General features: G+C 70.9%; 3 protein-coding genes. All 3 read left to right on the top strand.

Features of this window, described 5'->3' with window-relative positions:
* Positions 1 to 156 precede the first annotated feature (156 nt).
* Genes QMO76_RS04905 through QMO76_RS04895 form a run of 3 tightly spaced genes read left to right on the top strand, consistent with a single transcriptional unit; the run spans position 157 to position 23,919 of the window.
* A complete protein-coding gene (locus QMO76_RS04905) occupies positions 157 to 23,226 on the top strand; it encodes a non-ribosomal peptide synthetase (RefSeq protein ID WP_306359963.1) in 23,070 nt (7,689 codons plus the stop codon).
* Complete coding sequence (locus QMO76_RS04900; protein WP_306359962.1) at positions 23,223 to 23,447, top strand: MbtH family protein; 225 nt, start codon at positions 23,223 to 23,225, stop codon at positions 23,445 to 23,447. Before QMO76_RS04905 ends, QMO76_RS04900 begins: the two co-directional genes overlap by 4 nt.
* A complete protein-coding gene (locus tag QMO76_RS04895) occupies positions 23,434 to 23,919 on the top strand; it encodes a fasciclin domain-containing protein (RefSeq protein ID WP_306359961.1) in 486 nt (161 codons plus the stop codon). Before QMO76_RS04900 ends, QMO76_RS04895 begins: the two co-directional genes overlap by 14 nt.
* The last annotated feature ends 93 nt before the right edge of the window (positions 23,920 to 24,012 follow it).

Raw genomic sequence — 24,012 nt, 5'->3', positions numbered from 1 at the left:
GTGTATTTGTCTGAATTGTGGTGGTTGCCAATTCTTTCAGCGAACCGACCAATCCGTCCGGCCGTTCGGTCCGACTTCCTGTCTAGCTCGTTGCAGGGAAGTTGCTGCCATGTCCGGAGATTGTCCACGGTTTCTATCGGCGATTGGAGTGTTTTGATGACCGCCTTGGCCTCGGAGCCCGCAGGTCGTGACGCATCGAACACCACGTTCTCTTTCCCCTTGTCAGAGGCCCAGATTGGGATCTGGAACGCACAACACATCGCTCCGCATGTGCCGTTGACCGTGGCGCAGTATGTCGAAATCCACGGCGAATTCGACGCCTCCGTCCTCGGAGAGGCCATGCGGTTGTGCGCTGGGGATTTGCAAAGCCTGCGTCTGCGCATCGTGGAGGTGGCGGGCTCACCTCGGCAGTTGGTCGGTCCCGACAGTCCGGTCGACGTCGCCCGGCACGATTTCCGGTCCTGTGACGACCCGCGCGCGGCGGCGATGTCGTGGATGCGACGCGACGCGGCCGTACCGATCCCGATCCTGGGCGATCGGCTGTTCTCGACCGCCGTGCTGCGTGTGGGCGACGACGAATTCCTGTGGTACGCCAAGATGCATCACATCGCCATCGACGGCTACGGCGCGATGCTGCTGGTCACCCGGATCGCCGAGCACTACACCGCGCTGATCGGCGGCACGACGGCGAGCCCGGCCGTGGCCAAGGACCTGCACTCGATCTACGAGTCCGAGCGCGACTACCGGGAGTCCGAACAGTTCGAGCGGGACCGGCAGTTCTGGAGTGAACGCCTGGCCGCCATCGGCTCCGAGTTCAGCCTCAGCGACCGCCATGGCCCGGTCGGCGGCGACCGGTTGATCGAGGGCGGGCTGCTCGATCCGACTGCGACCACCGAACTCGGCATGGCGCGTGCGCGATTCGGCGCGTCCCGGCCCGCCGTGCTGACCGCCGGGGTGGTCGCCTACGCGGCCGCGGTCACCGGCCGCCGAGATGTCACCCTGAGTCTTCCGGTCACCGCGCGCACCACCGCGGGGCTGCGGATGTCGGCGGGCTACGTCTCGAATGTGGTACCGCTGCACTTCGATATCGACGACGGTCATTCGATCGCGGATCTGGTCGGCCAGGTCGACCCCGGTATCCGCGACGCGCTGCGGCATCAGCGGTATCGGCACGAGGATATGGCGCGTGATCGCGGCGCGGCTGGTGCGGACCGCGGCTTCCTGGGCCCGGTGGTCAATATCATGCTGTTCCACAACGGCATTCGATTCGGGAACGCGGCCGCGACCATGCATCTGCTGTCCACCGGTCCGGTCGAGGACCTGTCGGTGAATATCTACAACGGCTCCGGCGACGGCGAGCTGCACATCGACTTCATCGGCAATCCGGAGCGCTACACCGTCGATGAACTGCGGGCACACCACACGCGCTTCCTGGCCTTTCTCGGCGACTTCCTCTGCGCCGCACCGCCGACGCCGCTGGCGGAGCTGTCCGTTATGGGCGACGCCGAGCGGCGGTTGGTGGCGCGGGACTGGGCGCTGACTCCGGCGGTCGCCGCCGACGGCGTCTTCACTCCCGACGCCACGCTCTCGGACCTCTTCGACACCGTCGTCACCGCGCACGGCGCCGCTGTCGCGGTGACCGGCGACGGCTTCGCGCTGACCTACCGGGAGTTGGACAAGCGGGCGAATCGACTGGCCCGAACGCTGATTCGGCGGGGTGTCGGCCCCGAAACCCTGGTCGCCGTGGCGCTGCCGCGCTCGCCGGAGTTGGTCGTCGCACTCTTGGCCGTGATCAAGGCTGGCGGCGGATACCTGCCTGTCGATCCCGACTATCCGCCCGACCGGATCGCCTACATGCTCTCCGACGCCCGCCCGACCTGCGTCGTCACCGCCGGCGCGCTGGGCTTGCCGGTGCCACCCGAGCTTCCGGTCCTCGACCTGGACCGCCGCGACGCGTACGAGGCCGACTCCGCTCCCGTCGCCGCCGCCGATCGGCTGGGCTCGCTGACACCGGGGCATATCGCCTATGTCATCTACACCTCGGGATCGACCGGACGCCCGAAGGGCGTGCAGATCCCGCACGCCAATGTGGTGACGCTATTGCGAAACTCTGTTCCCGCCTTCGGGTTCGATCACCGTGACGTGTGGACGCTGTTCCACTCCTACGCCTTCGACTTCTCGGTGTGGGAACTGTGGGGTCCGCTGCTCACCGGGGGAACCGTGGTCGTCGTCGACTATCAGACGTCGCGGTCCCCGGACGCGTTCCTGACGTTGCTGCGGCGCGCGCGGGTGACCGTGCTCAACCAGACACCGTCGGCTTTCCACCAGCTCGCCGAGGCTGAACGCGCCGAACCGGTACCGCCGCTGGCGCTGCGCTACATCATCTTCGGTGGTGAGGCGCTGGACCCGCGCCGGCTCTCCGACTGGTACCGCCGCCATGACGACAGCGCGCCGCGGCTGGTCAATATGTACGGCATCACCGAGACCACGGTGCACGTCACTCACCGCGCCCTCGACCGCGACGCCGCGGCGTCCGGCGGCGGTATCGGCCGGGCCCTCCCCGGACTGGGAATCCTGCTGCTGGACAAGCGCATGCGGCCCGCTCCCCTCGGCGTAGTGGGGGAGATCTACGTGTGCGGCGGCCAGCTCGCGCGCGGATACCTCGGCCAGCCGGGGCTGACCGCCGCGCGGTTCGTGGCCGATCCGTTCGGTCCCGCCGGTGCGCGACTGTACCGATCCGGTGACCTCGGCCGCTGGACCGCCTCCGGTGAACTCGAATACCTGGGCCGTGCCGACGAACAGGTCAAGCTGCGCGGCTTCCGCATCGAGCTCGGTGAGATCGAGGCGGCGGTGCTGGCCGATGCCCGGGTGCGGCAGGCGGCGGTGGTCCTGCGCCGCGACAGCCCCGACGAGCCGCGGATCGTGGCCTACGTGGTGCCCGAAGCCGATGTGGCGCTGGAATTGTCGGAATTGCGCGCGGGCGTGGCAGCGCGGCTTCCGGAGCATATGGTGCCTGCGGCGTTCGTGCCGCTGGAAGCCATTCCGCTGACCGTGAACGGCAAGCTGGACCGTCGGGCGCTGCCTGAGCCGGTCGCGGTGACCGCCGCCTACCGTGCCCCGGTCAGCCGGGCCGAGCGAGCCACCGCCGCCGTGCTGGCGGAAGTCCTCGAGGTGGAGCGGGTCGGGTTGGACGACGGCTTCTTCGCACTGGGTGGGAACTCGCTGAGCGCGACCCGGGTGGCCGCGCGCCTGGGCGCGGAACTCGGTGTCGCCGTGCCGATCAGACTGGTCCTGGAGGAGTCGACGGTCGGCGGTCTGGCCGAACGGGTTTCGGCGCTGCGCCCCGAAGCCCGAGACACGCGGCTGGCGGTCCGGTCGCGCCCCGCCCACATTCCGCTGTCCCCGGCACAGCAGCGCCTGTGGTTCATCAACCGATTCGACCAGCGCGCCCACACCTACAACATCCCGTTCGCGGTGCGCATGTGCGGCGAGCTGGACGTCGACGCGATGCGTGCGGCCGTCGCCGACCTCATCGCCCGCCACGAGCCGCTGCGGACCGTCTACCCGGACGGTCCGGACGGCCCGCGGCAGTTGGTGCTGCCGGTGGAAACGGTCACCCCGACCCTGGACGTTCGCGAGGTCCCCGCGGCGGAAACGGACGAATGCCTGCGCGCCATCGCCCGTGTCGGGTTCGACCTCACCACACAGCCGGGGCTGCGGATCGAACTGCTGCGCGCCGCACCCCACGATCACCTGCTGGTCGTCGTCATTCACCATATCGCCGCCGACGGATGGTCGTTGGCGCCGCTGTTCGCAGACCTCTCCACGGCGTACGCCGCACGGCTGTCCGGCCGTGATCCGGACTGGGCCGCGCTGCCGGTCCAGTACGCCGACTACAGCATGTGGCAGAGCGAGGCGCTCGGCGACGCCGCCGATCCCGACAGCGCTGCCGCGGCGGAACTCACCTACTGGCGCGACCAGTTGGCCGACCTGCCGGACGAATTGTCGCTGCCGTACGACCGGCCGCGTCCGGCGGTGCAGTCGTACCGGGGCGCGACGGTGGACGTGGCGGTCGATGCCGCCGTCCACGCGGAACTGTTGCGACTGACCCGCGACACCGACACCACGCCGTTCATGGCCGTGCACGCGGCGTTCTCGGTACTGCTGGCGCGGATGTCGGGCACGGCCGACATCGCCGTGGGCACACCGGTGGCCGGTCGCGGCGAACGCGATCTGGACGGCTTGATCGGCATGTTCGTCAATACCGTCGTCTTCCGGGCGCGGCTGGATCCGAACGAATCCTTCCGGGCGTTTCTGACTCGGCAGCGGACCGTCGACCTGGCCGCCTTCGCGCACTCCCGGCTGCCGTTCGAACGACTGGTGGAGGAACTGAATCCGGTCCGCTCCACCGCCCGGCATCCGCTGGTGCAGATCGGTTTCTCGTTCCAGAACCTGGGTGCGGTCGCGGTCGAAATGCCCGGCCTGACCGTTTCCGGATCGGCCATCGAGACCGGCGTCGCCCAGTTCGACCTGCAACTGGTGCTCACAGACCACCACGACGCCACCGGAGCGCCCGCCGGGATCGACGGGCATATCGTGTACGCCACCGACCTCTTCGACGAGGCAACCGCCGCCGACCTGGGGGCGCGGTTCACCCGCGTGCTCACCGACGCCGTCGCCCGCCCGCACCTGCCGGTGGGCGACCTGGATCTGCTCGACACCGTCGAGCGGGTGCGAATCCTGCACGAGTGGAACGCCACCGACCACCCCCTACCGGCCCGCCAGACGCTCGCCTCGATGTTCGCCGCGCAGGCCGCCCGGACCCCGGCGGCCGTGGCCCTGGTGGTGGATGCCGGTACCGACGCGGAGCCGCTGTCTCTGACCTACGCGGAGTTCTCCGCACGGGTGAACCGTCTCGCCCGCCACCTGATCACGCTGGGCGTCGGCCCGGAGCGGCGGGTGGCGCTGGCGGTGCGCCGTTCGACCGAGCTGATAGTCGGCATGTACGCCGTGCTGGTGGCCGGGGGCGCGTACATCCCCGTCGACCCGGGCCAGCCCGCGGAACGGCTCGACCGGGTGCTCCGCGTCGCCGATCCGCACCTACTGCTGAGCACCGCCGACGATTCCGCCGGTCTGCCGCCCACCTCCGCGCCGGTGGTGGAGATCGACGCGCTGGAGCTGTCCGCGCTGCCGCGCTACCCCGTCCTCGACGGTGAACGGAACGCCCCGCTGCGCCCGGAGCACACCGCCTATATCGTGTTCACCTCGGGGTCCACGGGCCGTCCGAAGGGCGTGGCGGTGCCCCACCGCGCGGTGCTGAACCAATTGCTGTGGAAGCAGGCGACATTCGGCCTGGACAGCGATGACACCGTGCTGTTGAAGACGGCCGCGACCTTCGATCTGTCGGTGTGGGAACTCTATTCGGCGGTACTGGTCGGCGGCCGCACCGTGATCGCCGCCCCGGAGGGCCACCGTGACCCCGCGTACCTGCGCGCACTCATCGACGCGCAGCGGGTGTCCGTGCTGCATCTGGTGCCGTCCATGCTGACCGCCCTGCTGGCCACCTCGCCCGCCGAGCTGCCCGCCATGACGCGGCTGGTGCTCGCCATCGGTGAGGCGCTGCCCGCGGCCACGGCACAGCGCTTCCGCCGGGTCAACCCCCATATCCAGCTGTGGAATCTGTACGGCCCCACGGAAGCCGCGGTGTCGGTGACCGCGCACCGGGTGGACGACTCCGACAGCGCGACCGTCGCGATCGGCCGCCCGGAATGGAATACCCGGGTCTACGTCTTGGACGCGCGGTTGCGGCCGGTCCCGCCCGGTGTGGTGGGCGAACTACATCTCGCTGGCGTCCAGTTGGCGCACGGCTATGTCGGGACGGGGGCGTTGACGGCGGAACGTTTCGTGCCCGACCCGTTCGCCGCGCCGGGCGAACGCATGTACCGCACCGGGGATCTCGCGGCGTGGACACCGGCGGGAGAGCTGGAATACCACGGGCGCACCGATTTTCAGGTCAAGGTCCGCGGATTCCGGATCGAGCTGGGCGATATCGAGGCCGCCCTGCTCGCGCAGGAGGGCATCGCCGCCACGGTGGTCGTCACCCGCCCGGACGCGGCGGGCGGCGACCGGCTGGTCGCCTATCTCGCCCCCGCGCCGGGCCACACCCCGGATCCGGAGGACGTGCGGGCCCGACTGTCCGCCGTGCTGCCCGCCTACATGGTGCCCGCCGCGCTCGTGGTGCTGCCCGCACTGCCGATGACGGCCACCGGCAAGGTCGACCGTGCCGCGCTGCCGGATCCGGTCTTCGCACCCGCTCGCTTCCGAGAGCCGCTGACCCGGGTGGAACGGCTGGTGGCGGCGGTATTCGCCGAGGCACTCGGGGCGGATCGGATCGGCCTCGACGACGACTTCTTCGCCCGCGGCGGCAATTCCCTGCTCGCGACGAAGGTGGCCGCCCGCCTGAGTCGGTCACTGGATGCGGTGGTCGAGGTCAGGGCGTTGTTCGACGCACCGACGGTGGCGGGGTTGGCCGCTCGGTTGGAGACGGTCGCGGGCACCGGCGGTCGGCTCGCGCTGACGGTCGGACCGCGGTCGGGTCGGATACCGCTGTCGTCGGCACAGCGGCGGCTGTGGTTCCTGAACCGCTACGACGTCGAGTCGGGCGCGTACAACATCGCTGTCGCGCTGCGCTTGTCGGGCCGGTTGGCGATCCCCGCCCTGGAATCCGCCGTCTCGGACGTGGTGGCGCGCCACGAGGTGCTGCGCACGGTGTTCCCGGAGGACGCCGAGGGCCCGCACCAGGTGGTGCGGGCCGCCGCCGAGACGCCGATCGCCCGTATCGCTTCCGCTCCCGCGACCGCCGACGCCGATGCACGCGAATTCGCCGCTGCCGGTTTCGATCTGACGGTGGACACGCCGATACGGGTGGGCCTGCTGCGGCTGGCGCCGGACGAGCATCTGCTCGTGGTCGTCGTGCACCACATCGCCGCGGACGGCTGGTCGCTGACGCCGCTCGCCGGGGATCTCGCGGCGGCCTACCGCGCCCGGCTCTCCGGCGTCGCGCCGGAATGGCCGCCGCTGCCGGTGCAGTACGCGGATTTCGCGGTGTGGCAGCAGAATTCGCTGGGCAGCCCGGACGACCCGGGCAGCCTGGCCGCCCGGCAGCTGAACCACTGGCGTGAACGCCTCGCGGAGCTGCCCGAATGTCTGGATCTGCCCACCGACCGGCCGCGACCGCCGGTGGCGTCCCAGCGCGGGGATACCGTGCGCACCCGGCTCGCAGCGCCGGTGCACGCCGCGGTGGCGACGGTGGCGCACCACCGGGGCGTGAGCGTCTTCATGGTGCTGCACGCGGCTCTGGCCGCGCTGCTGGCGCGGCTCGCCGCCACCGACGACGTCGCCATCGGCACCCCGGTCGCGGGGCGCACCGATCCCCGGCTCGACGATCTCATCGGCATGTTCGTGGGCACCCTGGTGCTGCGCACGCCCGTGGACACCGCCGCGCCGTTCGCCGCCCTGCTGGATACGGTGCGCGACATCGATCTGGACGCCTTCGCCCATGCCGATCTGCCATTCGAGCGGCTGGTCGAGGCGCTGGCGCCGGTCCGGTCGTCGGCGCACCATCCGCTGTTCCAGGTGATGCTGTCCGTGCACGGCGAGGTGGCCGATACGGTGGAGTTGCCCGGACTGCACACGACCGCGACAGCGCTCGACACCGGAACCGCCCGGTGGGATCTACAGTTCACCCTGGTCGAAAGGCGTACGGCCGCTGGTGCTCCGGCGGGCATCGAGGTCGAGCTGACCTATGCCACCGATCTCTTCGCGCCCGACTCAGCACGCCGGTTGGTCGAGCGCTACACCGCTTTGCTCACCGCCGCGACGGCCGATCCGGAGCTGCCCGTCGGCGAGCTGCCGCTGCTGACCGTCGACGAGACCCGCACCCTGGCACCGGCGCACGGCGCGGCGGCCGCACCGGTCCGCACGCTGGCCGAGATCTTCACCGCCGCGGCCGCGATCGACCCCGCCCGAGCCGCCGTCCGGGCCGGGGCGCGGGAGCTGACCTACGGCGAACTGGACCGGGTGTCCAATCGGCTCGCCCGGCTGCTGATCGCCGTTGGTGTCGGTCCGGAAAGTGCTGTCGCGCTGGCTATCTCACGGTCGGTCGAATCCTTGTGCGCCCTGGTGGCGGTGGCCAAGGCGGGGGCGGCCTTCCTGCCGGTCGACCCGACCTATCCGATGCCGCGCAAGCAGCACATGCTCACCGACTCCGCCGTCGGGGTGGGCCTCACCGTCACCGCCCATCGTGGCGAACTGCCCGACGGTGACGTGGAATGGCTGGTTCTCGACGACCCGGCGGTGACCGATGCGCAGGCGCGGCTGTCCGACGCCCCGGTCACCGACGCGGACCGGGTCGCGCCGCTGCGAATCGGGCACGCCGCCTATGTGATCTACACCTCCGGCTCCACCGGAAACCCCAAGGGCGTGGCGGTCACCCATACCGGGCTGGCGAACTTCACCCGCACCATGGCCGAGCAGTTCGGCGTCGAATCCAGCGCTCGGACACTGCATTTCGCCTCACCCAGCTTCGACGCTTCGGTGCTGGAACTACTGCTGGCCTGGGGTGCGGGCGCGACCGTGGTGGTCGCGCCGCCAGAGCTGTACGGCGGAGACGAGCTGGCCGAACTGCTGGAGCGGGAACAGATCAGCCATGCTTTCCTGACTCCCGGCGCACTCGCCACCATCGACGCCAGGCGCTGGCCGTTGCCCGGACTGCGCGCCCTGATCGTCGGCGGCGACGCCGTGAGCGCCGAGCTGGTACGGCGCTGGGGACGGGACCGGACGCTGTTCAACGCGTACGGTCCGACCGAGGCCACCATCGCCGCCGTCGTCTCCGCGGCGCTCTCGCCGGGAGAGCGAATAGTCCTGGGCGGCCCGATCCGCGGTGCCGGACTGGTCGTACTCGATCGTCGCCTGCGTCCGGTCCCGCTCGGGGTTGTCGGCGAGCTGTATCTCAGCGGTGCGGGACTGGCGCGCGGTTACCGGGGTCGTCCAGGCGCGACGGCGACGCGCTTCGTGGCCGACCCCTGCGGTGGTGCGGGGGAGCGCATGTACCGCACCGGTGACCTGGTGCGCTGGACCCGGGGTGGGGAGTTGGTGTTCGTCGGCCGCGCCGACGACCAGGTGAAGCTGCGTGGCTTCCGCGTGGAACTAGGCGAGATCAGCGCCGTTGTCGCCGGGTTCGCTGGAGTCCGCTTCGCGCACACCGAGATTCGCGACGACGACGGCGGGCGCGCGCGGATCGTCTGCTACGTGCTCGGCGATGCGGTGGATCCGCGGGCGGTGCGTGCGCACGCCGCGGCGCGGCTGCCCGCCCACATGGTGCCGTCGGCGGTCATCCCGCTGGCGGCGGTGCCGTTGTCGCCGAGCGGAAAACTGGACCGTCGCGCACTGCCGAAACCCGTGTGGGACGCCGACGAACCCGGGCGCGCACCCGCGACCCCGGCCGAGGAGCTGGTGGCCGCCGAGATGGCGCGCATTCTCGGTCGGGAAAGAGTCCACGCCGATCATGCCTTCTTCGACCTGGGCGGCGACTCGCTGTCGGCCACACTGCTGGTATCCCGGATCGCCGCCGCCCACGGTCACCGGCTTGCCGTCCGGGACGTGTTCGAGCATCCGACCCCGGAAGGGTTGGCCCGCATCTTGGACGGAGCCGCGGGCCGGGCGGTCGCGCCCCGACCGAGGCTGCGCCCGGGCGCGGCACCGGCCCGGACACCGCTGTCCTCCGCACAGCAGCGGCTGTGGTTCCTCAACCAGCTCGACACCGATTCCGGCGTGTACAACATCCCGGCGGCGCTGCGATTGCGCGGCGCGCTGGACGAGGCGGCGCTGCGCGCGGCGCTGCTCGACGTGATCACCCGGCACGAGATCCTGCGGACCCTCTATCCACAGGACGAACACGGCCCGCACCAGGTGGTCATCCCCGCCCACGACGTGCCGATGCCGCTGACCCGCCTGGAGGTGTCGCCGCTCGAGGTCGAGTACGACGTGGAGGCCTTCGCCGAACCCGGGTTCGATCTGACCACCGAGCTGCCGTTGCGGGCGGAGCTGATGCGCAGCGGCGACGCGGACTTCACCCTTGCCCTGACCGTCCACCACATCGCCATGGACGGGTGGTCATTGACTCCGCTCTTGGCGGATCTCATGACCGCCTACACGGCGCGCCGGACCGGACACGCCCCGGAATGGTCGCCGTTGCCCGTGCAGTTCCGCGACTTCGCGGTGTGGCAGGCGGAGCTGCTGGGCGACGAGCGCGATCCGGACAGCGTAGCCGGACGCCAGCTGCGGTACTGGCGCTCACGATTGGCAGGACTGCCGGACTGCCTCGAGCTGCCGATCGACCGTCCGCGTCCGGCGGTGGCGACCCATCGCGGTGCGGCGGTGCGGCTGCCCGTGTCCGCCGCGTCGCACGCGCGGCTGCGGGCCTTCGCGCGCGACCACGACGTCACCGAGTTCATGGTGTTGCACGCGGTCGTCGCGCTGCTGTTGGCGCGGCTGGGCGGCGGATCCGACATCGCCATCGGCACCGCGGTCGCGGGCCGCACCGAACCCGAGCTCGAGGAACTGGTCGGCGCGTTCGTCGGCACCCTGGTGTTGCGCACCGCGGTCGATCACGACCGGAGCTTCCGCGAGCTGCTGCGCGAGGTGCGCGAGACCGACCTCGGTGCGTTCGCGCACGCCGACCTGCCGTTCGAGCAGCTGGTCGAGGCGCTGAACCCGGTGCGCTCCACCGCGTATCACCCGCTGTTCCAGGTGAGCCTGTCGGTGGACGATCTCGTGCCCGCCGCGCCCCGACTGCCCGAACTCGAGGTCTCGATTCTGCGGGTCCACCTGACCGTGGCCAAGTTCGACCTGCAGTTCGCTTTCGGTTCCCCCGGCGACGGCGGGTTCGAACTGTGTCTGACCTACGCCACCGACCTGTTCGACGAGGCGACCGCGGCCGGACTCGGCGCTCGACTACTGCGCGTACTCGACGCGGTGACGGCCGATCCGGATGTGCCGGTGGGCGTCGTCGACATCCTCACCCCGGAGGAAACGCGCGCGCTGTCCCCGGTGCACGGCCCGGAGTCCGACATCCTGCTCACCCTCCCGGAACTGTTCGCGCTGGCGGCGGCCGATCCGGACCGTGTCGCGCTGGTGTGCGAGGACCGCGCCCTGACCTACCGCGAACTCGACGAATGGTCGAACCGGTTGGCGCGCCTGCTCATCGCGCGCGGTGCCGGCCCCGCAACGGTGGTGGCGCTGGGAATGGCGCGGTCGGTCGAGTCGGTGGTCGCCACCGTCGCGGTCGCCAAGACCGGCGCCGCCTACCTCCCGGTCGACGTGCGACATCCGATCGAGCGGATCCAGCACATGCTCACCGACTCCGGCGCGCGATTGGGGGTGACCACCGCGGCCGATCAGGGACATCTACCGGCCGAACCGGCGGTCGCCTGGTTGTGCGTCGATGCGGTTCCGGAGTCCGGATCGGACGCGCCGGTGACGGATTCGGACCGTCTCCGGAGCGTACATGTCGATGACGTCGCCTATGTCATCTACACCTCGGGTTCGACCGGGGTACCCAAGGGCGTGGCCGTGCCGCATCGCGGGCTGGCCGGATTCGCCCAGGAGCAACGCACTCGCTATGGTGTCGAGTCCACCAGCCGGACACTGCATTTCGCATCGCCCAGCTTCGACGCCTCGGTGCTGGAACTGCTGCTGGCCTGGTGCGCGGGGGCGACCATGGTGGTGGCCCCCGCCGACAGCTACGGCGGTGACGACCTGGCGACCCTGCTCAAGGGGCAGGCGGTGACGCACGCGTTCCTCACCCCCGCGGCCCTGGCGAGTATCGACGCGGCCCGCTGGCGCTTGCCCGCGCTGCGCTGCCTCGTCGTCGGAGGCGAGGCGGTCGGCGGTGATCTGGTAACCCGCTGGGCCGCACACCGCGCCATGTTCAATGCCTACGGACCCTCGGAAGCCACTGTGGCGCCGGTGATCTCGGCGGCACTGCCGACGGATCAGCCGGTCGTGCTCGGCCGCCCGATTCGCGGTGTGGCGGTCGCCGTGCTGGACACCCGACTGCGCCCGGTGCCGGCCGGGGTGGCGGGAGAGCTGTACGTGGCGGGCGCGGGCCTGGCGCGCGGCTATCTGGAGCGTCCGGGGCTCACCGCGGAGCGTTTCGTCGCGAATCCGTTCGCCACGACGCCGGGCGAGCGGATGTACCGCACGGGTGACGTGGTGCGGTGGTCCGCCTCGGGGGATCTGGTCTTCGTTGGACGCGGGGACGACCAGGTGAAGATTCGCGGCTTCCGCATCGAACTCGGCGAGATCAGTTCCGTGGTGTCCGCCATCGCGGGGATCGGTTTCGCGCACACCGAAGTTCGATACGATCGGGCAGGTACGCCCCGGCTCGTCGTCTACGTCACCACCACCCGGCCGGTGGACGTGCGCGTGGTGCGCACCCACGCCGCTGCCCGGCTGCCGGGCTACATGGTTCCCGCCGCCGTGATCGCGCTGGACACGGTTCCACTCTCGCCCAGCGGGAAACTGGATCGGCAGGCACTGCCCGAACCCGACTGGGACGCGGTCGAGGGTGGCCGCGATCCAGAGACGCCCAGTGAGATCCTGGTGGCAGCGGCCATGGCCGAGATCACCGGTCGCGAGCGGGTCTGCGCCGACCACGACTTCTTCGAGCTCGGCGGCACCTCGCTCACGGCGACACGACTGGTCGCGCAGATCGCCACCGCGACCGGTCACCGGCTCGGGGTGCGCGCGGTGTTCGAGCACCCGACGCCGGAGCGGCTGGCTCAGCTCGTGGACGAGCGCCTGGCACAGGGCGAACCGGCGCTGCCGCGCCTGTGCCGCGGACCTCGCCCGGACCGGGTGCCGCTGTCCCCGGCGCAGCAGCGCCTGTGGTTCCTCAACCGATTCGACGCCGATTCCGGCGCCTACAACATCCCGATGGCGCTGCGTCTGCACGGTGCGGTCGACGTGGCGGCCCTCGGCGCGGCGCTGCGCGACGTGGTGATTCGGCACGAGGCGCTGCGCACGGTGTTTCCGCAGGACGCGACCGGGCCGCATCAGGTGGTGCTGCCCGTGGACGAGCTGCGGTTCGAGCTGCCCGTGGTGGACTGCGCCGCCGAGGAGTTGGCGTCGCGGCTGTGCACGCTGGCCGTCGCGGGATTCGATCTCGCCACCGAACTGCCGGTACGCGCCGAACTGCTGCGGGTCGACGGCGATCGGCTGCTGGCGGTGGTCGTGCACCATATCGCCGCCGACGGCGGTTCGATCGCGCCGTTGGCCGCGGATCTGGCCGCGGCCTACACGGCACGGCGGCGAGGGCAGACGCCGACATGGCCCGAACTAGCGGTCCAGTACGCCGATTTCAGCATCTGGCAGCGGGAGCTGCTGGGCGACGAGGAGGATGCGAACAGCGTCGCCGCCCGCCAGCTGAACTACTGGCGGGACACGCTCTCGGGTGCACCCGAATGCCTCGAACTGCCCACCGACCGCCCGCGCCCGGCGGTACGGGACCAGCACGGCGCGGCGGTCGTCGCCCGACTCGACGGCTCCGCGCACGCCGCGCTGCTGCGGGTCGCCCGCGATCACGACGCGAGCCTGTTCATGGTGCTGCACAGCGTCCTCGCGGTCCTGTTGGCCCGTCTGTCCGGCACCGACGACGTAGTGGTCGGCACGCCTGTCTCCGGTCGCGCCGACGCCCGGCTGCACCCGCTGATCGGCATGTTCGCGGGCACGCTGGCGCTGCGCACCCCGGTCGACCGCGCCACCGCTTTCACCGACCTGCTGGCCGCCGTGCGCGATCGTGATCTGGATGCGTTCGCGCACAGCGATATTCCGTTCGAGCGCTTGGTCGAGGCACTCGACCCCAGGCGGTCCACCGCGCATCACCCGCTGTTCCAGGTGATGCTGTCGGTCCACGACGCGCTGCCGGGCGCACCGCGGCTCGATGACATCGAGGTGACGATCGAGGAGATCGCGCTCGACACCGCGAAGTTCGATCTCCAGTTCACCTTCACCGAAACACAGACCGCCCAGGGCGATCCGGACGGTATCGACATCCGGTTGACCTACGCCACCGATATCTTCGACGCCGGGACGGCCGAGCGTCTGGCGGGTCGGTTCCTGCGGCTGCTGGCCCAAGTCAGCAGGAGTCCGCACAAACCGGTCGGTGATCTCGATCTGCTGTCGGTGGCCGAGCGCGCCAGCCTGGTTCCGGCCCGGGGCGCGCCCGGACCCGTGGCGGCCACCCTGCCGGAGCTGTTCGCCGCCGCCACCACCGACCGCGACCGCATCGCCCTGATCGCGCCGGACGGCGAGTCGCGCTACGGCGAGCTGGACGACCGGTCGAACCGGGTGGCGCACGCCCTGATCGCGCACGGCGTCGGTCCGGGTGACACGGTCGCCCTGGCCCTGCCGCGCTCGGCCGCGTCCGTACTGGCGACGGTGTCGGTCACCAAGACCGGTGCGGCTTTCCTCCCCGTGGACCTCCGCTATCCCGCCGACCGCATCCGGCACATGCTCGCCGATTCCGGCGCGCGCTTGGGCGTGACCGGCGCGGCGGCGGGCGCGGAACTGCCGCCGGACATCACCTGGCTGTCCCTGGCCGAACTGGAGCGATTCGGCTCGGGGGAGCCGGTATCGGACACGGACCGGGTGCGCTCGCCGGGCATCGACGACATCGCGTACGTCATCTACACCTCCGGGTCCACCGGCCGGCCCAAAGGCGTGGCGGTGACCCACCGTGGACTCGCGGGGTTCGCGCTGGAGCAGCGCATCCGGTACGGCGTGGAATCCGACAGCCGGACACTGCATTTCGCGTCGCCGAGTTTCGACGCGGCGGTGCTCGAACTGCTGCTCGCCTGGGGGGCGGGAGCGACCATGGTGATCGCCCCGCCCGAGGTGTACGGCGGCGACGAACTGGCGGCGCTGCTCGACCGCGAACGGGTCACCCACGCGTTCATCACCCCGGCAGCGCTGGCCAGTGTCGACGTCGACCGCTGGCCGCTGCCCGCACTGCGTTGCCTGGTGGTGGGCGGTGAGGCCGTGGGCGCCGAGCTGGTCGCCCGCTGGTCGCCCGGACGGGCGCTGCACAACGGGTACGGCCCGACCGAGACCACCATCATGAGCGCCATCTCCGAACCGCTGACGGATGCGGCTCCGGTGGTGCTCGGACGCCCGATCCGCGGTACCGCCGTGGCCGTGCTGGACCAGCGGTTGCGGCCGCTCCCGCCGGGGGTCGCCGGAGATCTGTACATCGCAGGTGACGGCCTGGCGCGTGGCTACCGGCTGCGCCCCGGGCTCACCGCGCAGCGCTTCGTGGCGAATCCCTACGCCACCGTGCCGGGCGAGCGCATGTACCGGACCGGCGATGCGGTGCGGTGGACGGACGAGGGCGAGCTGATGTTCCTGGGCCGCGGCGACGACCAGGTGAAGATCCGCGGCTTCCGCGTCGAACTCGGCGAGATCAGCGCGGTGATGGCCCAGCTCGACGGTATCCGCTTCGCGCACACCGAGATACGGCGCGATCCGACCGACACCCCGGCCATCGTCTGCTACGTCGTGCCGGACGGCGAGGACGCCGCCGCCGATCCGGCGCGGCTGCGGGAGGCCGCGGCGCGGCGACTGCCCACTCACATGGTTCCGGCGGTGTTCGTGCCACTGGCGTCGATTCCACTGTCGCCCAACGGAAAACTGGACCGTCGAGCGCTGTCGGAACCGGTCTGGCCGACCGCTGCTCCCGGCCGCGCCCCGCGGACACCCACCGAAGCGCTGGTGGCCGGGGTCATGGGTGAGGTGCTCGGCCGGTCCGATATCGGGGCCGATCAGGACTTCTTCGACATCGGCGGCAACTCGCTCTCGGCGACCCAGCTGGTCGCGCGGCTCGCAGCCGTCGGCGGGCGACAGCTCGCGGTGCGGTCGGTCTTCGACCACCCCACTCCCGCCGAACTGGCTGTCCTGCTGGATGATTCGGGATCGGGCGGGCGTCCGGTCCGTCCGGCGTTGACGGCGCGCGAGCGGCCCGTCCGGGTGCCGCTGTCCTCGGCGCAGCAGCGCCTGTGGTTCCTCAACCGATTCGAACCCGGCTCCGGGGCCTACAACATTCCGATCGGACTGCGACTGCGCGGGCGCTTGGACATCGACGCGCTGCGTCTGGCCGTCGCCGATGTCGTCGCACGTCACGAGATCCTGCGCACCGTATTCCCGGAGGACGCCGACGGACCGCATCAGGTGGTCCTGCCGCCGGAGACGCCGGTGCCGGTCGTGTGCGTCGTCTCGAGTTCTCGCACCATGGCCGACGACGCGATCGAGGTGGCGCGTGGCGGGTTCGATCTGAGCGCGGAACCGCCGCTGCGCGCGACCCTGCTTCGGGTCGGCCCGGACGGTCACGTGCTGGTGGTCGTGGTCCATCACATCGCCGCGGACGGGTGGTCGCTGACCCCACTGGCCGCGGATCTGGTGACGGCGTACGAGGCGCGGTGCGGCGGCCGCGTCCCCGAGTGGTCACCCCTGCCGGTCCAGTACGCGGATTACAGCCTGTGGCAACGGGATGCGCTGGGCGGCGAGGACGATCCGGACAGTGTCGCAGCGGCGCAGGTGCGGTACTGGACCGAGCGGTTGGCCGGACTGCCCGAATGCCTGGAGTTGCCCGCCGATCGTCCCCGCCCGGCGGTGGCCACCCATCGCGGGGCCTCGACCTCGGTGCGGGTGGACGCGCGGCTGCACGCCCGCGTGACCGATATCGCGCGGGCGCACGATGTGAGTGTCTTCATGGTGCTGCACGCGGTCTTGGCGGTGCTCATCTCCCGGACCGCCGGGACCGGCGACATCACGATCGGCACGGCCGTGTCCGGGCGCGGCGACGCGGCGCTCGACGATCTGATCGGCATGTTCGTCGGCACGCTGGTGCTGCGGACGCGGATCGACGGCGCGGCCGACTTCCCCACCGTGCTGGCCGCCGTGCGCGATACCGATCTCGACGCCTTCGCCCATGCCGACCTGCCCTTCGAACGGCTGGTGGAACTGCTCAATCCGGTCCGTTCGACCGCCCATCACCCGTTGTTCCAGGTCAGCCTGTCGCTCACGAATATGGGTGTGCCCGCGGTGCGGCTGCCGGAGCTGGAGGTGTCGGGCCTGTCCGTCGACCCGGGCCTGGCGAAGTGTGATCTTCAGTTCACCTTCACCGAAACCCGGACGCCGCACGGGGATCCGGACGGCATCGACCTGTGTCTGACCTATGCCACCGACCTGTTCGACGCCAGTACGGCGGACCGGCTGAGCCGTCGCTTCGTGCGGCTGCTCGAGGGCGTGCTCGACGACCCGCGTGCCGCGGTCGGCGATGTCGACCTGCTCAGCGCCTGGGAGCGGTCGGTCCTCGCACCCGGGCGCGGCGAACCCGCGGCGCCCCCTATCGGCTTGCCGGAACTGTTCGCCCGTGCGGTGGATGCCGCGCACCCGGCGCTCGTCGCGGCTACCCGCACGGTGACCTACGGTGAGCTCGACGCCTGGTCGAACCGGCTGGCCCGCAGGCTCATCGCGGCCGGTGTCGGACCCGGCGACGTCGTCGCGCTGGGTCTGGCGCGATCGGTGGAGTCCGTGGTCGGATCGCTCGCCGTCGCCAAGACCGGGGCGGCCTTCCTGCCCGTGGACGTGCGCCACCCGGTGGACCGCATTCGGCACATGCTGACCGACTCCGCCGTACGCTGCGGTCTGACCGTCGAGTCGGACCGGGACGCGTTGCCCGACGGTCTCGGCGTGGAGTGGCTGCCGGTCGACGCCGCGTCCGAGTGGTCCGACGCACCGATCGACGACGGGGAGCGCACGCGGCCGCTGCTGCTCGACGAGGTCGCGTACGTGATCTACACGTCCGGCTCGACCGGACTGCCCAAGGGCGTGGCCGTCACGCACCGCGGCCTGTTCAACTGCGCCGAGGTGCAACGGGTCCGATTCGGTGTGGACCGCTCGTCGCGCACCCTGCACCTGGCCTCGCCGAGTTTCGACGTCGCTGTGCTGGAACTGCTGCTCGCCTGGTGCGCTGGCGCGACGATGGTCATCGCCGCGACCGACATCTACGGTGGCGACGCGCTGGCCGAACTCATCGAGAGCAGGGCGGTGACCCACGCGGTGATCACCCCCGCCGTGCTGGCGAGCATCGATGTCGATCGCTGGCCGCTGCCACGGCTGCGCACCCTGGTCGTCGGAGGCGAGGCGTTCGACCGGGAACTGGTGGAGCAGTGGGGACGCGGGCGGGCCATGGTGAACGGCTACGGCCCGTCCGAGGCGACGATCGCCACCACCTTCTCCGCGCCGATGCGTCCCGATCGCCCGATCGCCCTGGGCCGTCCGATACGCGGCGTGAGCGCGGTGGTGCTGGACGGGCGGCTGCGTCCGGTGCCGCTGGGCGTGGTCGGTGAACTCTACGTGGGCGGTACCGGCGTCGCGCGCGGCTATCACCGTCGACCGGCGCTGACCGCCGAGCGCTTCATCGCCGACCCGTTCGGCGGCCCCGGAGCGCGGATGTACCGCACCGGCGACCTGGTGCGCTGGAACGCCGAGGGCGAACTCGTCTTCGTCGGCCGTGCCGATGACCAGGTGAAGGTGCGCGGCTTCCGGATCGAACTCGGCGAGGTCACCGCCGTCGTCGGCGAATGCGAGGGAATACGGTTCGTGCACACCGATATTCGTCGCGACGACGCGGGACGGGCGCAGCTGGTGTGCTATGTGGTCGCGCTGGACGGCCGGACCGTCGACCCCGGAGCCCTGCGTGCCGCCGCCGCGGAGCGTCTCCCGGCGCACATGGTGCCCGCGCTGTTCGTGGTGTTGGACTCGATCCCGCTGTCGCCCAACGGAAAGCTCGACCGCCGGGCGCTGCCCGAGCCGAGCTGGGCGGTGGCCGACGGCGGCCGCGCACCTCGGACCGACGGGGAGCGGCTGGCGGCGGCCGCGATGGCCGACGTGATCGGGCGGGACGGAATTCTGGCCGAGCACGATTTCTTCGAGCTGGGCGGGAACTCGCTCTCCGCCACCCAGTTGGTTGCGCGGATCGCGGCGACCTCCGGAATCCGGCTCGAGGTGCGGGCGGTGTTCGAGAATCCCACCCCGGCCGGGTTGGGCGCGGTGCTCGATCGCTCCGACCGTCGCGATCACCGCCCCGCGCTGGCGGCGCGGGTCCGCCCGGCGCGGGTGCCGCTGTCGCCCGCGCAGCAGCGACTGTGGCTGCTCAACCGATTCGACACCGACTCCGGCGCATACAACATTCCACTGGTACTGCGGTTGCGCGGCCCACTGGACGAGACTGCGCTGTGCCGGGCGGTGGCCGATGTGGTGGCGCGGCACGAGGTGCTGCACACCGTGTTCCCGGCGGACGCCGAGGGGCCGCACCAGGTGCCGGTCCCGGACTCGACGCCCTCGGTCCCGGTCATCGACATCACCGACGACCGGGTGGCAGAGTTCGTCCGCTGCTGTGCCGCCGCCGGATTCGACGTCGCCCGGGAGATCCCGATTCGCGCGCAGCTGCTGCGGCTCGCGGCAGACGAGCATGTGCTGGTACTCGTGCTGCACCACATCGCCGCCGACGGCGGCTCGGTCGAGCCGCTGGCGGCCGACCTGGCGGCCGCCTACGAGGCGCGCCGGACGGGCACGACGCCCGCATGGGACGGCCTGCCGGTGCAGTACGCCGACTTCAGCCTGTGGCAGCACGAGATTCTCGGCAGCGAACAGGATCCGGACAGTCCGGCCGCCCGGCAGCTGGCCTACTGGTCCGACCGATTGGCCGGTGCGCCGGAATGCCTGAACCTGCCCGCCGACCGGCCGCGCCCCGCCGTGCCCTCGCATCGGGGTGCGTCGGTGTCCACGCGCATCGACGTCGAATTGCACGGTGAGCTGACCGAATTGGCGCGCCGCCGCGGCGTCAGCGTGTTCATGGTGCTGCACGCCGTCACCGCGGTGCTGCTGAGCCGTCTCGGCGGCACCGCCGACATCTCGGTGGGCACGCCCATCGGCGGGCGCGTCGATCCGAGGCTCGAACCGCTGGTCGGTATGTTCGTGGGCACGCTCGTATTGCGTACGGCGGTGCCGTCCGACCGATCCTTCGCCGACCTGCTGGACACAGTGCGGGAAACCGATCTGGATGCCTTCGCGCACGCCGACATTCCCTTCGAACGCCTGGTGGAGGCGGTGCAACCGAGCCGGTCCGCGGCATATCACCCGCTGTTTCAGGTGATGCTGTCGGTACACAGCGCGGTGCCGCGGGCGCCGCGGCTGGGGGCGGTGGACATCGTCGCCGAGGACCCCGGTATCGACGTGGCGAAGTTCGACCTGCAGTTCACCCTCACCGAATCGTGGACGGACCGGGGCGCTCCGGACGGCATCGACCTGTGCGTCACCTACGCCGAGGATCTCTACGACGCCGACACCGCGCATGAGCTGTGCCGCAGGTTCCATCGGGTGCTCACCGCCGCCGTGGCCGCACCGGATACGGCGGTAGGCGATCTGGACCTGCTCGATGCGCGGGAGCGACGCGACCTCGCACCGGTGCGAGGTGCGATGTCGACCGGCGCGACGCCGTTCCCCGCTCTTTTCGCCGCCGCCGTGGCCTCGGGTCCCGGCACCGTCGCGATCCGCGATCACGAGATCCAGATGAGCTACGACCAGCTCGACCGGGCCACCAACCGGCTGGCCCGGGTGCTGCTGGAGTTCGGTGTCGGGCCGGAATCATATGTGGCGCTAGGTATTCCGAGATCGGTCGACTCGGTGCGGGCCATGTTGGCGGTGATCAAGACCGGAGCCGCCTTCGTGCCCGTCGATCCGTCCTACCCGGCTCAGCGCATCCGGCACATGGTGTCGGACGCGGACGCGCGGATCGGCCTCACCGTCGCCCGCTGCCGCGACGCCCTGCCCGACGGGACGCGGTGGCTGGTGCTCGATGACCCCGCCTTCGCGGCCGAGCTGCGGACATACTCGGACGCGCCGGTGCGCACCGCCGAACGCGGCGGCGGACCACGGCTCGACAATCCGGCGTACCTGATCTACACCTCCGGATCGACCGGCGTGCCCAAGGGAGTGTGCGTGACGCACGCGGGACTCGCCGACTTCACCGCCGAACTGGCCGAACGCGGCGGGGTGACCGGCGATTCGCGGGTGCTGCATTTCGCCTCACCCAGTTTCGACGCCGCCGTCCTGGAGGTGTTGCTCGCGCTCGGCTCGGCCGCGACACTGGTCCTCGCCGACGCCTCGGTCTACGGTGGCGACGCACTGCGAGAGCTGCTGCGCGCCAACGAGGTGACCCACGCCTTCAGCACTCCGGCGGCCCTGTCCACGGTCGACCCCACGGGACTCGACCAGCTCGAGTTCGTCATGGTCGGCGGCGATCGCACCGATCCGGAACTGGTGCGGCGGTGGGTGGACGACACCGCCGCGCCCCGCCGGACCATGCTCAATGCCTACGGTCCGTCGGAGGCCACCGTCGCCGCGACAATCAGCGGCCCGCTGCTGCCCGGTCCGCCGATCACGATCGGGGGGCCGCTGCGCGGGTTCGCCGTCGTGGTGCTGGACGATCGGTTGCACCCGGTGCCGGTGGGTGTGCCCGGCGAACTGCACCTGGCCGGAAACGCGTTGGCGCGGGGGTATCACCGGCGACCGGGACTGACGGCGACGCGATTCGTGGCCGATCCGTTCGGTGCGCCCGGCACCCGCATGTATCGAACCGGTGATCTGGTGCGCTGGCTGTGGCGTGACGGCCGGTGGGAACTCGAATATCTCGGGCGCACCGACCATCAGGTGAAGATTCGTGGCTTCCGCATCGAGTTCGGCGAGATCGACGCCGTACTCGCCGCCCATCCGGAAGTGGCCGCCGCCGCCACCATCGGCTACGACCTGCCGGGTGGTGCGACCATGCTGGCCGCCTATGTGGCTTGTGCGCCGGGCGCGCACCCGACGGCGGGGGAGCTGCGCCGCCACGTCGCCGCCAAGGTACCGGGATACATGGTGCCGCAGGCGATCACGGTACTGGCGGAGCTGCCGCGGACGCCCGCGGGGAAACTCGACCGTGCGGCGCTGCCGGAGCCGGTGCTCCTCGCGAGTGCCGGTTACCGGGAGCCGGGCAACCCGCTGGAAGCCCGGGTGTGCGCCGCCTTCGCCACCGTGCTGGGATCGGACACGGTGGGCGTCGACGACAACTTCTTCGAACTGGGCGGCAACTCCCTGCTCGGCACCCGGCTGGTGGCGGAGCTCCAGGACACCCACGGTGTGCGGATTCCCATGCAGGCCCTCTTCCTGGACCCCACACCGGCCGGGATCGCCGGATACGTCGCGGCTTCGGGGGGCGACGTCGCCGCCGTCGCGGCCGCGCTGGACCCGCTGCTGCCACTGCGGGCGCGGGGCGCGCTGCCGCCGCTGTTCTGTGTCCATTCCGTCAGCGGCGTGGCCTGGAGCTATGCGGCCCTGCTGCCGCACCTCGAACCGGAGCGGCCGGTGTACGGTCTGCAACTGCCGCATCTCACCGAGGACGACACCGGCATCGACTCCATCGAGCAATTGGCACAACGCTATATCCGTGAGTTGCGCGCGGTGCGTCCGCGCGGCCCCTATCACCTGCTCGGCTGGTCGCTGGGCGGATTGATCGCCTACGAGATGGCGGTGCAACTCCGCGCGGCGGGTGCGGAGGTGGGCCTGCTGGCCCTGCTGGACAGCCGAGTGCTGGCCGACGAGCCCGAACCCGCCGATCCCAGTGCGGGCGAACTGCTGGCCGCGTTGCTGGGGGACGAGAGCTTGGCGGCGCGGCATATCACCCCGCAGCACGCCGCGCGACTGCTGCGCGAGCGGCAGGGCCCGCTCGGCGCTCTCGACTCCGATCGAGTGGAGCGACTGTACGCGGGGTACCTGGCGGGGACCGCCATGGGCCACCGGTACCGCCCCGGCGCGTATGCCGGAGATCTCGTGTATTTCACGGCCACCGAACAGGTTTCGCCGGAGGCGGGTGCCGCGATCCCGGACGGCGGCGTGGACCCGTGGCAACGTGTGGTCGGCGGCGCGGTCCACGAACACCTCACCGCCTGTTCGCACGTCGACATGGGCTCGCCGCGGGCACTGGGCGAGATCGGGCCGATAGTGCGGAGTTACCTCGACCGATCACCGACGGACGACGAATCACCGACAGAAAGGGATGACCGATGAGCGAGACCAATCCGTTCGACAACGACGAGGGCCAGTTCTCGGTACTGCGCAATGCCGAGGGGCAGTACTCGCTGTGGCCCGACTTCGCGCCGATCCCCGAGGGCTGGCAGGTCGTCCACGAGGGTGACCGCCGTGACTGCCTCGATTACGTGGAGCTGCACTGGACCGATATGCGTCCGAACAGTCTGGTCGCGGCCCTGGGCTGTGATGGGCACCGTTAGCGACGGGCAGCGGCGTCGGGTGGCACCGGTGTCCTGGTGGGGCCTCTCGATTCTGGTCATCGCGGTCGCGGCGGCGGGGGGCGGGCAGATCCGGGCGGAGCACCGGGCGGCTGACCGGGTGCCGTACGGGCATGCCCGTACGGCACAGCAGTTCACCGTATTCATGCCGGTGGCCAGCGCGTTGGGCGAACTGGACGCGGGGACGGCACCGCGGTTGCACACCGACCGTGCCGCCCTGTTGAGAATCATTGCCTATCACACGGTTCCGGTCGGCCTGCCACCCGAGGCGATCGGCGGAAGCTACCGCACGCTCGCCGGTCACGCGCTGACCGTCACCCGTGGTGCGCGCGGCATCGAGGTCAACGACGCGAAGGTGATACGCGGCGGTTTCCGAACCGCCGACGCCACCGTCTACGTGATCGACAGGGTTCTCACCCCGCCGTCTCCGCACCCACACCTGCCCGGACCGTAGTGATGGGCCGGGCAAGAGGTCCTCGGCCCGCACGTGAACGATGCCGGCGGGGCGGACCGACCCACGGTCGAGGCGTCGGCGATGGCCGCCCGG

This window comes from Nocardia sp. CC227C, assembly GCF_030767025.1.
Classification (GTDB): domain Bacteria; phylum Actinomycetota; class Actinomycetes; order Mycobacteriales; family Mycobacteriaceae; genus Nocardia.
This window is presented reverse-complemented; position numbering and strand designations above follow the sequence as displayed.

Coding starts and splice junctions, on each gene's coding strand:
- QMO76_RS04895 (WP_306359961.1), top strand. CDS start 23,434: ATGGGCACCGTTAGCGACGGGCAGCGGCGTCGGGTGGCACCGGTGTCC.
- QMO76_RS04905 (WP_306359963.1), top strand. CDS start 157: ATGACCGCCTTGGCCTCGGAGCCCGCAGGTCGTGACGCATCGAACACC.
- QMO76_RS04900 (WP_306359962.1), top strand. CDS start 23,223: ATGAGCGAGACCAATCCGTTCGACAACGACGAGGGCCAGTTCTCGGTA.